The organism is Lederbergia sp. NSJ-179, assembly GCF_022867885.1.
Classification (GTDB): Bacteria; Bacillota; Bacilli; order Bacillales; family Bacillaceae_C; genus Lederbergia.
Genome location: NZ_JALIFP010000002.1, coordinates 1 through 15429, shown reverse-complemented (window position 1 = coordinate 15429; position 15429 = coordinate 1). Strand labels below are relative to the sequence as shown.

The 15429-nt window shown below is 38.1% G+C and carries 14 protein-coding genes; 4 read left to right on the top strand and 10 right to left on the bottom strand.

Annotation, left to right across the window (positions count from 1 at the left end):
- Positions 1-20 precede the first annotated feature (20 nt).
- Together MUB24_RS02105 and MUB24_RS02100 are read left to right on the top strand one after the other, a co-directional pair.
- The gene (locus MUB24_RS02105; protein ID WP_244700603.1) at positions 21-797 is read left to right on the top strand and encodes an ABC transporter ATP-binding protein; all 777 of its coding nucleotides are present in this window, start codon (positions 21-23) and stop codon (positions 795-797) included.
- Positions 772-2706, top strand: coding sequence for an FtsX-like permease family protein (locus MUB24_RS02100; protein WP_244700600.1), 1935 nt, complete (start codon positions 772-774; stop codon positions 2704-2706). Before MUB24_RS02105 ends, MUB24_RS02100 begins: the two co-directional genes overlap by 26 nt.
- A gap of 220 nt (positions 2707-2926) precedes the next feature.
- Here the strand turns inward: MUB24_RS02100 and ytfJ are convergent, their stop codons facing one another.
- The 4 genes from ytfJ to sppA form a co-directional block, all read right to left on the bottom strand.
- Positions 2927-3388 (bottom strand): GerW family sporulation protein, encoded by a 462-nt coding sequence (gene ytfJ, locus MUB24_RS02095; protein ID WP_244700597.1) that lies wholly within the window; start codon positions 3386-3388, stop codon positions 2927-2929.
- Entirely contained in the window at positions 3381-4022 is a 642-nt protein-coding gene (locus MUB24_RS02090; RefSeq protein WP_244700594.1) for a DUF2953 domain-containing protein, read from the bottom strand. Before MUB24_RS02090 ends, ytfJ begins: the two co-directional genes overlap by 8 nt.
- Before the next feature lie 81 nt (positions 4023-4103).
- Positions 4104-4658 carry an RDD family protein gene (locus tag MUB24_RS02085; RefSeq protein ID WP_313898416.1) on the bottom strand — a complete coding sequence of 185 codons (555 nt, stop codon included), beginning with the start codon at positions 4656-4658 and terminating at the stop codon, positions 4104-4106.
- A 15-nt stretch (positions 4659-4673) separates the two neighbouring features.
- Positions 4674-5678 (bottom strand): signal peptide peptidase SppA, encoded by a 1005-nt coding sequence (sppA, locus tag MUB24_RS02080; RefSeq protein WP_244700591.1) that lies wholly within the window; start codon positions 5676-5678, stop codon positions 4674-4676.
- A 130-nt stretch (positions 5679-5808) separates the two neighbouring features.
- On the opposite strand from sppA, the gene MUB24_RS02075 reads away from it, so the two are divergent.
- On the top strand, positions 5809-6609 hold the full coding sequence (locus MUB24_RS02075) for an NAD kinase (protein WP_244700588.1): 801 nt from the start codon (positions 5809-5811) through the stop codon (positions 6607-6609).
- A gap of 267 nt (positions 6610-6876) precedes the next feature.
- On the opposite strand, the gene MUB24_RS02070 is transcribed toward MUB24_RS02075, so the two are convergent.
- From MUB24_RS02070 to refZ, 5 genes are all read right to left on the bottom strand, one after another.
- Entirely contained in the window at positions 6877-7077 is a 201-nt protein-coding gene (locus MUB24_RS02070; RefSeq protein ID WP_244700586.1) for an alpha/beta-type small acid-soluble spore protein, read from the bottom strand.
- 141 nt (positions 7078-7218) lie between these two features.
- Entirely contained in the window at positions 7219-8424 is a 1206-nt protein-coding gene (thiI, locus tag MUB24_RS02065; protein ID WP_244700583.1) for a tRNA uracil 4-sulfurtransferase ThiI, read from the bottom strand.
- A 4-nt stretch (positions 8425-8428) separates the two neighbouring features.
- Entirely contained in the window at positions 8429-9571 is a 1143-nt protein-coding gene (locus MUB24_RS02060; RefSeq protein ID WP_244700580.1) for a cysteine desulfurase family protein, read from the bottom strand.
- Positions 9572-9675: 104 nt separating this feature from the next.
- Positions 9676-11391, bottom strand: a complete 1716-nt coding sequence (gene ezrA, locus MUB24_RS02055; protein ID WP_244700577.1) for a septation ring formation regulator EzrA — start codon at positions 11389-11391, stop codon at positions 9676-9678.
- Positions 11392-11836: 445 nt separating this feature from the next.
- Positions 11837-12490, bottom strand: coding sequence for a forespore capture DNA-binding protein RefZ (refZ, locus tag MUB24_RS02050; protein WP_244700574.1), 654 nt, complete (start codon positions 12488-12490; stop codon positions 11837-11839).
- Positions 12491-12930: 440 nt separating this feature from the next.
- Between refZ and MUB24_RS02045 the strand changes: the two genes are divergently transcribed.
- A complete protein-coding gene (locus MUB24_RS02045) occupies positions 12931-13410 on the top strand; it encodes a GAF domain-containing protein (protein ID WP_244700571.1) in 480 nt (159 codons plus the stop codon).
- A 35-nt stretch (positions 13411-13445) separates the two neighbouring features.
- On the opposite strand, the gene MUB24_RS02040 is transcribed toward MUB24_RS02045, so the two are convergent.
- Positions 13446-14852, bottom strand: a complete 1407-nt coding sequence (locus MUB24_RS02040) for a sensor domain-containing diguanylate cyclase (RefSeq protein WP_244700568.1) — start codon at positions 14850-14852, stop codon at positions 13446-13448.
- Positions 14853-15429 lie beyond the last annotated feature (577 nt).

The window sequence follows — 15429 nt, the reverse complement described above, 5'->3', positions numbered from 1 at the left end:
ACAGAAAGGAGGGGAAGCCAATGCTAGTAAAAGCTAAAAACATCTCAAAAATTTATACATCCAAAAAAGGCAGGTATGCCCATAAGGCGATTGACCAATTTAATCTTGAGGTGGACTATGGGGAGTTTATTGGGATTATGGGACCTTCTGGAAGCGGAAAATCAACATTGTTGAACATCCTAGCTACGATTGATCAACCGTCCGCCGGAACAGTTGAACTGGATGGTGTCAATACCAAATCATTAAATGATCAACAGCTTTCTTTATTTAGAAGGAAAAAATTGGGATTTATTTTTCAGGATTTCCATTTATTAGAAACGTTGACTGTAAAAGAAAATATTCTGCTTCCCCTAGTGTTGGAAAGTATTCCCAAGACCGAAATGGAAAAACGCCTGCACAATTTCTCTACCATTTTAAACATTCGTGATATTTTAGACAAAAGAACCTATGAAATTTCAGGAGGAGAGCAGCAAAGAACGGCTGCAGCCAGAGCGCTTATCCATCATCCACAATTAATACTGGCAGATGAACCGACTGGAAACCTCGATTCCAAAGCGGCTAAAAGCCTAATGGATTCCCTGCAGCAATTAAATCAAGAACAAATCCGCACGATTCTTATGGTCACCCACGATCCCTTTGCTGCTAGTTATTGCAAACGCGTGGTGTTCATCCGTGATGGAAAGCCGTATACGGAAATTTATCACAGTGGGCAAAGACAAGCGTTTTTCCAAAAAATTCTCGATGTATTGTCGATGATGGGAGGACATGAAGATGACCTTCCGCCAACTTCTATATAAAAATTTACTGAGGAATTTGCAATCCTATGCATCTTTTATCCTCAGTAACATCTTTACGGTGTTTATTTTCTATTTGTTTCTAGCATTTGTCTTACATCCAAATTTGGCTAGTCAAGACATCCATCCAATTATCTATGTATTATTTATAAGCTGTAATATAGCCATCATCTTTTTTACCATTTTTTTCTCGATCTATTCTTATACAGCGATGATGAAATCACGAAAAAAGGAATTTGGTTTGCTTAAGATGGTTGGCCTCAGCAACAAAAAAATCGCGAGGCTTGTCTTTTTTGAATTTACAGCGGTTTCCTTTCTTTCGATCATAATCGGTATCCTTACAGGGATCTTGTTATCAAGGCTTTTTTTCATGTTCGTCAATGTGATTTTACAACAAGCTGAACCTTTATTATTTTCAGTCCCTCCGTTGGCGGTCATCGTAACCTTGTGTCTCTTCCTTTTTTTATTTGAAGGGATCACACTAATTGGGTTAAGAGAGATTCACAAAAGTGAGATCATTCACCTTATGAAAGCGGCCCACCTCCCGAAAGAGCCACCCGTCTTTTCACCTAAACTGACGTTATTAAGTGTGGTTCTTTTGCTTACTGGCTACTTAATTGCTGCCTTTTCAAATTTATTGATCTTGTTTTTTTCGATGATTCCTATTTTAGTACTTGTCATTACTGGAACGTATTTACTTTTTATGCAGGGAACAACGGCCATTCTACAAAGATTACGAAATTCTCCACTTTTCTGGAAAAATATAAATATGACAATGATTAGTGCGCTCATTTTTAAAATGAAGGATAATGCAAGAATATTAAGCGTAGCTGCAGTTCTTAGTGCGACTGCTATGTCTAGTATGGGCTTATTATTTTGGTTTACTCAATACTCTAATGTGGAAATTCGCGGTCCTCAGGATCTAATGGTGATTCAAAAAGGCGTGGATAATCAGGATAGCCCACTCATTTCTGAAAAAAAGATAAAAGCTCTTGCTGAAAAGCATCAGGTTAATATCAAGGCATATGAACAAACCGTTGTGCTGCCCACATCCATTCTGATCAATCATCAGGAAAAAACGGCTTGGGTCATTTCTGATCAAGATTACAATCGACGAATAAAACCTATACAACGTTCCGCACAAGCTGTAGATGTAGAAGCAGGGAAAACGGTTTTTATTTCCCCATTTGAACCATTTGAAGGAAAAGAGTGGGGAGCTACCAAATTTACGGGGAATCAAGTAGATATAAGATTTGCCAATCAACCCCCACAAAAATTAGAGCTTCAAGCAAGTCTTTTTGCGGTGACAATCATTCGGGGAGGAGGTTATCAGCCGCCTTATTTACTGGTGGTTGATCAATCACTTTTTACGGATTTACAAGCAAGTATGGATAGGCAAGAGCTGATGGTTCTTCATGATTATTATTTCGCCAATCTTATCCATGCGCCTGATTTACTAAAGGCAATTCAAATCTACAGAACAAATGATGATTCAGTCCTGCTATTGGATGGATTTAGCGATTTTCTTGAAATCAATAAATGGAGTACCCTCTTATTATTGATTGGCCTTTTTATTGCTTGTTTATTTTTTCTGACCACGAGCAGTCTGATTTATTTCAAACTATATACAGAAATGGAGGAAGAGCGTAAATCGTATATAACCTTAAAAAAGCTTGGTTTTACACAAGGAGAAATGAAGAAAATGGCCTCCATTCAGATCGCCATTCTGTTCTTCTTACCGGTCCTTGTTGGTTCCTTGCACACGGTTTTCGTTTATGTAAGTGCTAACCTTACTTTAGGTGCAGAAGGGATTTGGAAAGAAGGCCTGATTGCTATTGCTGTCTATTATCTTTTCCAAGCTATTTATTATGCCATTACTCGACAAATCTATTTAAAAAGGGTAATTGCTTAATATGAAAAGACATTGTGGCCTTTATTCGTCGTTGGGATGAAATTATTCGTCGTCACGTTGTTTTATTCGTCATCGCTCTACTTTTATTCGTCGTCATGCTGCTTTTATTCGTCGTTAAGGTTTTCAGGTCTATAATATCTCGCTATAGCATAGCTTGATTGACTTTATCAGATCAAAAAGTGCCTCTTGCAAACCATGCAGAGGCACTCTCTTTTCCGATCTAAATATCAAAGTCTAAATCACCTTTATGATCCGGATTTTGCTGGTGTTGATTGTTTTTCTTGATCATCTTTTGGATTTTTTCGATTGCTTCAGGCGCACAATCAATCATTTTTTCTAATAAATGCGTATTTTGTTCCAAATGAAGCATATTCACTCCATGTTTGTTCACGACTAGAAAGGCAATCGGTGTAATGGACACGCCGCCGCCACTTCCTCCCCCAAAAGGGTACTTGGAGCCGCCTTCTTCCTCAGATGATTGATCATCAGAGGAACTTCCCGATGAACCACCTTGAAATTCACTTCCTCCCATCGCAAAACCAAAACCAACTTTTGAAACCGTCAAAATCACTCCGCCATCCGGTGTTTCAACCGGTTCCCCGACGATTGTGTTGACATCAATCATTTCTTTTAAATTTTCCATCGCTGTTGTCATTAACGCATGAATCGGATGCTCAGGCATTTAAAGTCCTCCTGTCTTTTTCAGTATGAGAAAATTGTTGTTTTTTATATTTTTTCCATTGTCTAGCTAATCGATAGGCTGTCCATATAGCATTTCCTACTTTTATTTGCATCATACATTGGCAGGTTGACTCAAAAGTCATTTGCTGATAATTAGGTTGTACATCCAGGAGTGGCTTTTGATAAAAAGAAAGGTAATTTCTTACCCATGATACGAGTGTTCCTTTCAGCGACCAAATCGCACCCGAAGCTACCCCTGTATCGGCTGCATCCCCAAGTCCAATGGTGGTCCTCCATTCAAACTGCTTTATTTTTATTTTGTTCAAAAAACGGGCAAGAATCTTTTGAAAAGGCTTGAAATTTTGAGGAAAATTTGCTAAATCATGAAGAAAGGAAGGTAGATCTTTGAAATCTTGATCTTCAGTTTCATCTATTTGGATGGATAGAAGATCAGATAAATCAAACACTTTTTGAAAGTGAAGCAACCCAAAAAAAATACTTGCTTTTATCCTTATTTTTATATTGGATAGACTTAAAATGGTGGATATGGACATTTGAATCGTTAATAAGAGAACGAAAATAAAGATAATTATAAAAATAAAAAAGCAGAGAATGAAAACAACAAGCCACTGCATAGCTTATCCCCCCTAGAAGAGCCTGAAGCATTGGAACTAAACATTCAGTATTTCCACTTATCAAAAAAATAAACCCGCTTATCAAAAAGCGGGTTCTGTCATTTGTCTTCGTTCATGCACGACAGATGTGTCAGCGAATATATCATGCAATCCTTGTTTTTTCGGTGTAAAAGCAACAATGGCATAAAGAATGGTAATGGTTGCTGATATATAGCGTCCAATTCCTTCTCTAAAAATGATTGTGGCCCAACTTAACCGGTCTCCTTTTAACGGAACAACTCTTAAGCCGAAAACCATTTTTCCTATTGTTTGTTGGAAATACCTTGTCATCAGAATAAAATAAGCATAGAAGACAATTCCAGACGCGATTCCATAGGCAGATAGAATCCCTGTATCAGCTAAGGAAATCCCGAAACCACGAAAAACAGGCTTAATCAATATTCCATTTAAACTGAATATAATGACCAAATCAAGGAGGTAGGCCCAGAAACGCATCCAAAATCCTGCATACTCTGTAGGAGCATGGACTTCTAATCCTTGTTCCATACTCTTATTCCCTCGGTTCAAACTCGTTTTCCCGGATAATGTCTGGCCAGAAGTTTCCACATTGGTTTGTTCGGATCGATTCTCTGTCATTAATACCACCTCCTATTATTCAGAATAAAGATACATAAGTCTTGGTGCATTTGGTTGGGCCAATAGCTTTGTGATCCCTTGCATTTCCGCTTCCTTTCCACCGATTTTTTGAACAGCCGCTCCAAACAAAGAACCAAAACCAGCACCTGCACTATAGCGAATCACTTGAGCTCCCTTAAGTTTATTATCCTTTTTCATTTGGGCGATCACATCTTCTTGATAACCGAACTCATCAATTAATCCAACTTCTTTTGCTTGGCGCCCATCATAAACTCGTCCGTCTGCGAGCTCTCTCACTTTTGATTCCGGCATATCCCGTCCTTCAGAAATAACTCGAACAAATTCGTCATATGAATTTTTTAACATGGAATCGAGAATATCCTTTTCCTCTTTTGTCATTTCACGATATTGGCTCATAATATCTTTATATGGCCCGCTTTTAATCGTTGTAAAATCAATCCCCAGCTTGTCAGCCAGCTCGGCAATATTCATTCCTTGCATAATCACTCCCAATGAACCGGTCATCGTTTCAGGACTGGCGAAAATTTTATCAGCGGGAGCCGATATATAATACCCGCCAGATGCAGCCATTGAACCCATCGAAACGTAGATTGGCTTCTTGGTTTCCTTCTGAATCTGAACTAACTTATGATGAATTTCCGCTGACTCATTCGTACCCCCACCTGGAGAGTTCACACGAAGGACAATTCCTTTCACCGTGTTATCGTCCTTCACCTGATTAAGCTGTTTCATAAATTCCTTATGTACATAACCAGCCGTTTGAAAAATTGATGCCTCCCCTGTATCTTGGATCGTCCCATCTACCTCCAATACAGCAATCTTTTGCGCGGGATTTCCAGTTTCTAACACTTCCTCTGTAAAAGCCTCGTTTATTCCCATTCCTTCACTAAAAAGCTTAGAAAAGTCTGTAAACAACAAACTACTAGCAAAATTTACAATGATGGAAACAAAGAAAACTAAGGCAGCTACACCAATGGCGAGCCATCTTTTTCCGTTCATATAAAATTCCTCCTTCTGAAATGTGACTATCTTTTCATACGTTCTTTCTTTCAAAAAGTTTCATCGTCATGATAAACTAAATACAATCTACTATTCAAATAATCCAATTTTGATCAGGAGGAGCAGTGTAATGGACAAACGAAATAATATTTATTTTTTCCATAAAAATAATAAAGAAATAACGGAAAAGATCATGAATTTGCAAGAAGCAGCGGAACGGTATGGATTTAATGTAGTGAATGATTATCGCCAAGCAAATATCATTGCCAGTATTGGCGGGGATGGAATGTTCCTACAAGCTGTACGGAAAACAGGGTTTAGACAGGATTGTTTGTACGCTGGAATCGCGGTTGGCAGTAATCAAGGTCTTTATTGTGATTTTCATATTGACAATATTCATGACATGATTGATGCCGCTACAACGGAACAGGTAGAGGTAAGACGTTATCCAACCATTCAAGTAAATATTGATGGGGAAGGCTCGTTTCTCTGCCTAAATGAATTTACCATCCGGTCTGGCATTATTAAAACATTTGTAATGGAAGTATTTATTGATGGACTGCATTTTGAAACTTTCCGAGGTGATGGACTTGTTATCGCTACACCAACGGGAAGTACAGCCTATAACAAATCCATTAGAGGCGCGGTTGTCGATCCCTTATTACCTTGCTTACAAGTGACGGAGCTTGCGTCCCTCAACAATAATCAATATCGAACTTTAGGTTCTCCTTTTATTTTAAGCGAAGATCGAAGTTTGCAATTAAAAGTCGTACAAGACGGGAATGATTATCCTTCCATGGGAATGGATAACGAAGCTTTAAGTATTCAGCATGTTGAAAAGGTAGATATTCAATTAAGCAAGAAACAAATCAAAACAATCAAATTAAAAAATAACTCCTTCTGGGAAAAAGTAAAAAGAACTTTTCTCTAAGAAAAGCGCAAGCGCCCGTTTAATGGATGAACGGCTAAGTTCGCGCCGTCCTGGCGCAACGCCGATCTGACCAACATCCTGTTGGCCTCCGACAAGCAAATGTTCCTGAACCTAAGGGCGATCTTTCCCTTCATAGGTTTAGGGTTATTTGACCTCGAGGGGCTAGGCGCTGGAGCTAGATCCAACACTAGCCAATATTTATGCTTTTTAACCTTATAATAAAGAGAGGCGGGAATGAAATCCCGCCTCAAGCCATAATATGTGAAATTATTGGTTTCTTCCACCCATTTGTTGTTGTGCAACTTGAACAAGACGTTTTGTAATTTCTCCACCAACAGATCCATTGGCACGTGAAGTAGTGTCTGCTCCAAGGTTCACACCAAATTCTTGAGCAATTTCAGTTTTCATCTGATTAAGAGCTTGTTCAGCTCCAGGAACTAGAAGTTGGTTGCTGTTATTGTTTGCCATGTGTCTTCACCTCCCTGTAAGTGTAGATTGTGCGAAAACACATGCCTTCATTCAAAAATGGTATTGGTAATTGTTGTATCCTCTCATTAAATCTTGCTTTCCTAGTCCCACTTGTTTCCCTTTCCTATCTATTGATAAAAATCATAAGAGACTTTCCAAATCTGTAGACGATCGTGCTCTAGCACTAATCATCATCGTTTCCGTCTTGTTCACGGCTTCTTCAAGTAAAGGAGTCCAATCCACTTTTTCCTCAAGCATTTCCATTTTCGCTAATTTCGGTCTTGTTTTTGGTGACGGCGGAGTGAAGATTGTACAGCAATCCTCATAAGGACGATTCGATATCTCAATCGTATCAATGTCCTCCGCAATTTTGATGATTTCTAATTTATCCATGGCAATAAGCGGGCGAATAATAGGGGTATTGGTGACAGCATTAATCGCTAGCATGCTTTCCATCGTTTGACTAGCTACCTGTCCAAGACTTTCTCCTGTTACAATCGCCAGTGCTCCTTGCCTTTTCCTAATTTCATCGGTAATTCGAAGCATCATTCTTCTTGTGGCTGTCATTGAAAAACCTGACGGAATTTCTTTATGAATGACTTCTTGAATCGTTGTGAATGGAACAATATGCACCTTCACACTACCCGAATATTGCGCCAGTTTCCGCGCTAAATCCAACACTTTTTGCTTGGCTCGTTCACTTGTAAACGGTGGGCTATGAAAATGCACCGCCTCAATCCCAACCCCTCGTTTCATCGTAAGGAAACCCGCGACAGGGCTATCAATCCCTCCTGAAAGCATGAGCATGGCCTTTCCTGAGGATGCAACAGGAAAACCTCCTGCCCCATAAATCAGTTGACCAGAAATATAAGCGGCATCTTTTCTTATTTCAACCATCAGATTCAAATCAGGATTTTTCACATCGACTTTTATATCATCCATATGAATTAAAATATGCGCTCCTATCGCATGATTTAAACCATTCGTATCATATTCAAACGTTTTATCTGTCCTACGAGCAGAAACTTTAAATGTATTTCCTGGGGAATGGACTTGCTCGGCAATGTGTAAGGCAGCCGCTCGTATGTCTTCAATCTTTTTGTCTGTTTTTATTACCGGACTAAAGGATTGAATCCCAAAAACCTTTTGTAGTTGGCCGATAATGGGCTCGACAGGTTCCCCATTCAGTACGACATACATTCGATCCCATCCAGATTCGATCTGAATATTTTCAAAATCTCTTAACATAAATTGAATATTTTTCTTTAATTTATGGATAAAATGTTTACGATTCCGCCCTTTCAGCGACATTTCCCCATAACGAATCATTATTCTATCATAATTCATCCAATCACCTCACTACGCTCTTTAATCTCGGGATGACTTCCTTTAATGCCTCTAGAAATTGTACGGCCTCTGTTCGTGTATTCTCATAGGAAAGACTGATGCGAACCGCTCCTAAAGCCATTTCATCAGAAACACCCATAGCTTTTAGTGTTTGACTTGGTGTTTTTTCCTTTGAAGAGCATGCACTAGTAGTGGAAATCATAAATCCGTTTTCCTCTAACGCATGAACGAGAACTTCACCTTTTAATCCTGGTACCGAAAAATTGATAATATGTGGGGCCGCCTTTTTTGGAGTATGAACGATAATATGGTCATTGTTTTCAAGCTCATGATATAAGAATTCTCTAACTTTTAACAGAGAATGTCCCTTTTTCACTCGATTTTCTTCTATCATCCGAAAAGCCTTCGCCATGGCCACGATCCCACCCGTATTTTCAGTACCACTCCGCCATGTCTGTTCTTGATTTCCCCCTGTGAAAATTGGCTCCAATCTGATCCCACTTCGTTTATACAGAAACCCAGTTCCTTTTAAACCATGAAATTTATGAGCCGAAAACGTACATAGGTCAATCCCTGAATCATGAAGTGGCAAAACAACTTTTCCTGCCCCTTGAACATGATCAACATGGAAAATAATTTTCGGGTATTTTTTTAACATTTTTCCAATTTCTTTAATAGGCTGGATCGTGCCTACTTCATTACTTACATGAATTAATGAAACAAGAATCGTTTTGTCGGTGATCGCTTTTTCTAGATCATCCGGACAAACCATTCCATTCGAGTCGACCGGTAGCCTAGTAACTTGAAATCCCCATTTTTCTTCCAATTGTTTCATTGAATTTTGAACAGAGGAATGTTCGATTTCGCTTGTAATCATATGATTTCCTCTACCTTTATATTCTAAAGCTGCCCCTTTGATGGCCAAATTATTTCCTTCCGTACCCCCGGAAGTGAAAATGATTTCCGACGGCTTCACAGATAGCCCATCCGCAATTTGTTGTCTAGCACTTGTCATTAACTGTTCTGCTTTGCCACCATAATGATGCAGTGAAGAAGGATTGCCGTAATATTCTCGATTTACTTTTACAAAAGAATCTAACACCTCTTCATAAGGTTTTGTTGTAGCACTATTATCAAAATAGATCAAAATGACACCTTCTATTATATTGAGATTATTTTTTCCAATTATTTATCATACCATAGTTATTCATAAAAAATAAGGGAGCATCTTTGCCCCCTTTTTTAGATCGTTTAGGAATGAGAATATTCATTACTTTCGTATATTTCCTCAATTCGTTTTAATGCACCTGGTTCAACCTTTTCTACAGCCGTTGCTGCCTGTTCCAGGGCCGCCATGTATTCATAATTTCGGAATAATTGTTCTGCTTCTTTAAGATTGAAGGCTAATTCGGGATTTTGTCTTCTATAGCGGTTCGCATATTGAATCACACGTTCTGCAAGCTGGGCTGTTTCAATATACTCTTCTGTCTTTTCATATAGATGATCAACAGTGTCTTTCGCTTCATTTAGGAACTTTTGGACTTGCTTCATATTCAATGGTTTTTCATTTAGACTTTTATACACATTTTCAATTTGCTCTTCAGCCCGATCATATAAAGAATCGCAATCTGCTGGTAGTCCAGGCATATAACTATTATGAACAAGTCGGATAATTTCTTTGATTTTCCTTTGACATTCATAAACGCTTTCTTTTGCCTCCAATTCATCTTTACGTAAATTATGGAGACGTTCTGTAAATTCCTGCTGTTCCTGCTTCATCTTTTGCAACTGTTCCTGAATCTCCTTTAACTCTTCTTCCAATAGCGAATAGGCAGTCATTTTATCTGTTAATTTCGCTTTTAAAAGTTCATATCGTTTAACCATTTGGCTGAGAGTTTTATCGAATTTTTTCGGTATTTCAAGATCCTCATCTAATAATTGATAACTATTTTGAACAATCTGTGTTTCATGATTGATTTCATCGCTCGTATCAATTAATTGCTCAAGCATATTTTCGGCCTTCTCCGTTTCTTGCAAAATATAGTGTTTCGCATATACTTCTTTTTCCAATAAATTATAAAGAGTTTCCACTTTGTCCTTCGTTACCTGAATGCCCTCTTCAACAGTTTTTACTTCCGCCTTATGGAGAAATTCCTGATAGAGAATAATTTCGTTCATCAATGTTTCTATTTGTTTTTCCATTTGAAGATGGTCCAAAATAAACCCTTGCTGGGTCATCTCTTTATAGCCATCCTTTATATCATCTATTTGGGATGGAAGGATCGTTTGACATTCGGTTAAAAGGTCAGGCACTTTTTCCATTTTCTCTACTAATTGTTCCATTTCTGTCGAAAGAGCAAGCACGACCTCACGTGCTTGTAAATAATTCCCTTGATCCGTTAAATTTTCATAATTTTTGACTTTATCTCCCACAGATTCGAGTAATTTTTCAAGTTCTTCCCCTGCTTCCCCAAAGAGATGGCGATGGGCTAAAAGATATTTTCTACTCTCTTGATATTGTTCTAATAAGCCGGCAATTTCTTTCCTGTTTTTTTCTTCACTGCCAACAAGTTCATCTAATTCATTCAGAATAAAATCCATTTCTTTCTCAATATTTTTCAGTAATTCACTTACCTTCTCACTTTCCTCTTTCGCTTGCTTAAAACGGTATTTATCTGTGAATTCTTCGGCAGCAAAGATCATTTCGTCAACTTGAGGAAGCTGGGAGTTTAGAATATCATCCCAAGAGTCCCTCCAACGTTCAAACATTTCCTCGGTTTCTCCCGTCATATTCAATTGCTTCACCTTTGCCATTTCCTCTGCAATAGGCCGGTTCATCAATTCTAATTTTTGTGAATCCAGTCGATCAATTTCTTTATAATATCTTTTTCTTATTATGTATCCAACTACGAATAAAATCAGGATGATCAAAATCGCAGAAATCAAGATCTCTACACCGTACTTCATTGTTAGCCCCCTGTTTCTCAGTCATTCTTTCATACATATATGTAAATGAAATTGAATTTTATATTATGTTCCTCTATAATACCATGTCAACGACAATTTTTGACTATGAAAAGCATTTTTTTATGATAAAATAAGGTAAAATTTCAATAAACAAGGGTATTTTCCATTCCTTAGCGATTAGGACAACAGACGTAACAAACTTGTAAAAACGCTCTCATAACCTAGTTTATGCTAATATTGCCGAATATTGTTACATATGAAGGGAAGGAATCAGCTGGGGCTTACGATTGAAGAGAAAGAGGCACGAATCGATGCATTAACACATTATTTTTCGGAGGCAGAAGAGAGATACAGCAAGATAGAAGTACAATTTTGAGAACCGAATAAGGCAGAGAACATGCAGACACTTTCACTATTCCCGCAAAAAATGAAAGTGCCCAATGTCCTAATAGCCCATTGAAGCAGTGGATTCCATGGACTTTAAAAATGTTTGCGATCCTGTCCATGAGTCTAACCATTTACTAATCGTTAAGTGATATTTATCGATAAAATAGGGCTCCTGGGGTCCCATCCCCCAGACTTCAGATACATATAAACTATTCACATATGGCATCATAAGTATTCCTTTTAATTGAATGATTAACATACTAATAGGAAATACTATTTTCTGCTCTTTCAGGGTAGGCAGGATTAAATTTTTCAAGAAATAGCGCTCCTTCATTAAATAAGAAGAAATGATTTCCCGTGAGGTTTGTGAATCAATGCTCACTTCCCTCCAAACAAAGCGTGCAAGTAATTTATGTTCACTTTGAAATAATAAAATTCGCTTAATCGCTCTTTTTAAACAAATATCTGCTTGATCTTTATCTAATTTTCCCACCTCCTCTTCCAAACATTTTAAGTAAGGTTCAAAAAAGCGAATAAGACATTCCTCTAGCAGCCCTTGCTTCCCTTTAAAATAATAAGAAATATTGGCTGGATTAATCTTTGCTTCAGCCGCAATATCCCGAATCGTGGTCCCCTTATATCCCTTGGCATAAAACAATTCAATGGCCGCTTCTATAATCGCTTCTTTTGTTGTTCCTTGCTGAGTCGTCATTTTTCTCCCTCCGAGCTCTTGAACAATCCAGTTGAATATGATAAAAATAATGCAAATCTATTTTTCCATTTACTCGACCTTAGCATTTAGAAGTCCAGCATCATCATGTTTTGGATATTTTTTAGATATTAGAGGATGTTCAAAAAGTCCGGTAAAAATGACACTGCGAATTTCTTCGTTGGCTTGTTTCTCCGCTGCTCATGTATTAGGATAAGGATCTTCCGCTAAAACCGCCCACGTCCTGTGGGCAACGCGGAAGTCAGTACATCCTGTACAAGTCCGCTGCTCGAAACTGCGCCGCCTCGAACTTCTTGGTCCTTTTTATCCTCCTTTTTGAACACGCACTATTATTTGATTTCGATAGGGGAAGAAAAATTCCTCTGAATACTTATCGACAGTTTCCTTATTCACTGTCGAAAGATAGAGAAGGAGGAAGGATATTGTTTAAAGTACAAGCCTATGAGGGGAAACTAGCGGATCAATATGAACTGGTAATTAAACAGTTGGAAGCTCTTTTAGAAGGAGAACCAAATTCAATGGCCAATCTTAGCAATGCCTCTGCAGTTCTAAATCAATTTTTGGATCGAATTAATTGGGTAGGCTTTTATTTGGTGGAAAATAATGAACTTGTGCTAGGACCTTTCCAAGGGTTACCCGCTTGTGTTCGGATTCCAATCGGAAAAGGGGTTTGTGGAACTGCTGCCGCAATGAAGAAAACTGTTGTCGTGGAAGATGTACATGCTTTTCCCGGCCATATTGCCTGTGATTCGGCATCCCAATCGGAAATCGTCATTCCCATTTTAAAAAATGGAGAACTATATGGTGTGCTAGACATCGACAGTCCAGAAAAAAATCGATTTGATCATGTAGATGAAAAATATTTGGGGAAATTTGTGCAAGCACTGGAAAGATTTCTGTAAATTTAAAACGGAGCTACCTTTTGGTAGCCCTATTCTCAATCCTTTTGGGAATAGATTTTTATTTGATTTTTACCAGAATTTTTCGCTTCATATAAAGCTGAATCCGCTCGTCTAAATAAATCCGATACGTTATCGGATTTACTTGCTGACCAACTGGTGATACCACAAGATATGGTAACAGGCGGATTTGTATTTTCCGAAATATGTTTTCGTAATCTTTCTGCAACATGTAACCCAGTTTCCAATGAAAGGCCTGGGAGATAAACAGCAAGCTCCTCCCCACCCCAGCGAGCGGCAATATCCGTTGTACGAATACAGGCTTGAATCAGTTGCGCTACTTGCACTAACACATTGTCACCCGTTTGATGTCCAAACGTATCATTCACATGTTTAAAATCGTCTAAATCAATTAAAATAAACGATCCCTCTCTATCGATCAACCTTGATTTTTTAATTGCATCATCCAGATACCCTCTGGCAAACAATTGAGTGAGTTGATCGGTAATTACCATTTTTTCAAGTTCCTCTCGTAAAAACACATTCGTAACGCCTAATGAGGAACGTTGGACTAACGTTTGGAAAAGGCGGAATTTTTCGAATGTAAAAGTATAGGGTTCTTCCCCGATAAGAATGACAAACCCGCTCCAAGATTGATTATGAAAGGATACGGACATTAAGGAACCTATACGATTAGTAAGCTGTTTGGGCAAATTTTCGGTTTTCCCCATAAATAAGCTCTCTTCTTCACACCCTACCTGCTCAAAAATAAAATTAACGAGACGTCTCCCTGTTTTCCCTTTAAAAAAAGACGTACTTTCTGGCAAAACCATCGGCCTTTTATCCATTACAACTACATAACCTACATCAGAGGTGTGAAATATATGAGTAATCTGCTTATGCAAATAACGAATCGCTTCCTTATAGCTACCAATAGAATTCAGTATTTGGGCAATTTCATCAATCAATCGTAAATTTTCAATCAGCTTTTGCGATTGCTGATATAGTTTTGCATTTTCCATCGCATTACCAGCCGTATTGGCTAAAAGACGAATGAAATCGATTTGCTTGTCTTCAAATACGGATTGTAATTGAGCTTTAACTTGTAAAACCCCATATACGCCTTGTTTTCCCTGTAATGGTGCAAAAATAGAAGGATACTCTGTTGAATCTATTTCAATTGAAGCATTCACATAAGCCGCAATCGCTAAATCATCCGCTGAATGGAATTCAAGGCTTTTCACCGACAATTCCTCATCTACTTCCTCGTCATTTGCTAAAATTAAATAGTAATCGTTTTCAGAAAAAACCTTCTTTAATGTATGAATAATTTCGGCAAGCACTAAGTTGGTGTCCATGGATGAATGGCATTTCTCTGTCACTCTGAACAACTCTCTAAACATCATTTCCTCTAATGATTGTGAGCCTTCTTGTTTATACTCCATTCGAACCTCCTGCCTGGCATTATTTATAAGACTTTCTATCGATTCACATACTTTTTTTATTTATAATATAAGTCTATATGATTATAGCAAAAAAATAGAACTTTATACCTACAAAATAGAAAGATATTATTAAACAATAAGTCCAAAGGAAGGGTGGATCTACAAAAGAGCGAAGGTTCCGCAAAAACGTAGTTCCAAAGTATGTGCCGGATCTACGAAAATGAGAAGGGAATGCTAAAACGTAGATCCAAAGCGTGGTTGGATCTACGAAAATGAAAAGGGAATGCTAAAACGTAGATCCAAAGCGTGGTTGGATCTACGAAAATGAAAAGGGAATGCTAAAACGTAGATCCAAAGCGTGGTTGGATTTACGAAAACGTAAAGGGAATGCTAAAACGTAGATCCAAAGCGTGGTTGGATCTACGAAAATGAAAAGGGAATGCTAAAACATAAAAAATGAGGTAATTGCGATGTCTCACACCTCAAGTGAGACAAGGGGTTAAGGAGAGACCAGAATTTATTTTCCCCCAAAATGTGACGGTATAATGCACTTTTAAGAGAAGGGAATGGAAAAAAT

Excerpts from the sequence above, each read along its gene's own strand:
- MUB24_RS02105 (WP_244700603.1), top strand. The coding sequence starts at position 21 with ATGCTAGTAAAAGCTAAAAACATCTCAAAAATTTATACATCCAAAAAA.
- MUB24_RS02100 (WP_244700600.1), top strand. The coding sequence starts at position 772 with ATGACCTTCCGCCAACTTCTATATAAAAATTTACTGAGGAATTTGCAA.
- ytfJ (WP_244700597.1), bottom strand. The coding sequence starts at position 3,388 with ATGCCTGAGCATCCGATTCATGCGTTAATGACAACAGCGATGGAAAAT.
- MUB24_RS02090 (WP_244700594.1), bottom strand. The coding sequence starts at position 4,022 with ATGCAGTGGCTTGTTGTTTTCATTCTCTGCTTTTTTATTTTTATAATT.
- MUB24_RS02085 (WP_313898416.1), bottom strand. The coding sequence starts at position 4,658 with ATGACAGAGAATCGATCCGAACAAACCAATGTGGAAACTTCTGGCCAG.
- sppA (WP_244700591.1), bottom strand. The coding sequence starts at position 5,678 with ATGAACGGAAAAAGATGGCTCGCCATTGGTGTAGCTGCCTTAGTTTTC.
- MUB24_RS02075 (WP_244700588.1), top strand. The coding sequence starts at position 5,809 with ATGGACAAACGAAATAATATTTATTTTTTCCATAAAAATAATAAAGAA.
- MUB24_RS02070 (WP_244700586.1), bottom strand. The coding sequence starts at position 7,077 with ATGGCAAACAATAACAGCAACCAACTTCTAGTTCCTGGAGCTGAACAA.
- thiI (WP_244700583.1), bottom strand. The coding sequence starts at position 8,424 with ATGAATTATGATAGAATAATGATTCGTTATGGGGAAATGTCGCTGAAA.
- ezrA (WP_244700577.1), bottom strand. The coding sequence starts at position 11,391 with ATGAAGTACGGTGTAGAGATCTTGATTTCTGCGATTTTGATCATCCTG.
- refZ (WP_244700574.1), bottom strand. The coding sequence starts at position 12,490 with ATGACGACTCAGCAAGGAACAACAAAAGAAGCGATTATAGAAGCGGCC.
- MUB24_RS02040 (WP_244700568.1), bottom strand. The coding sequence starts at position 14,852 with ATGGAGTATAAACAAGAAGGCTCACAATCATTAGAGGAAATGATGTTT.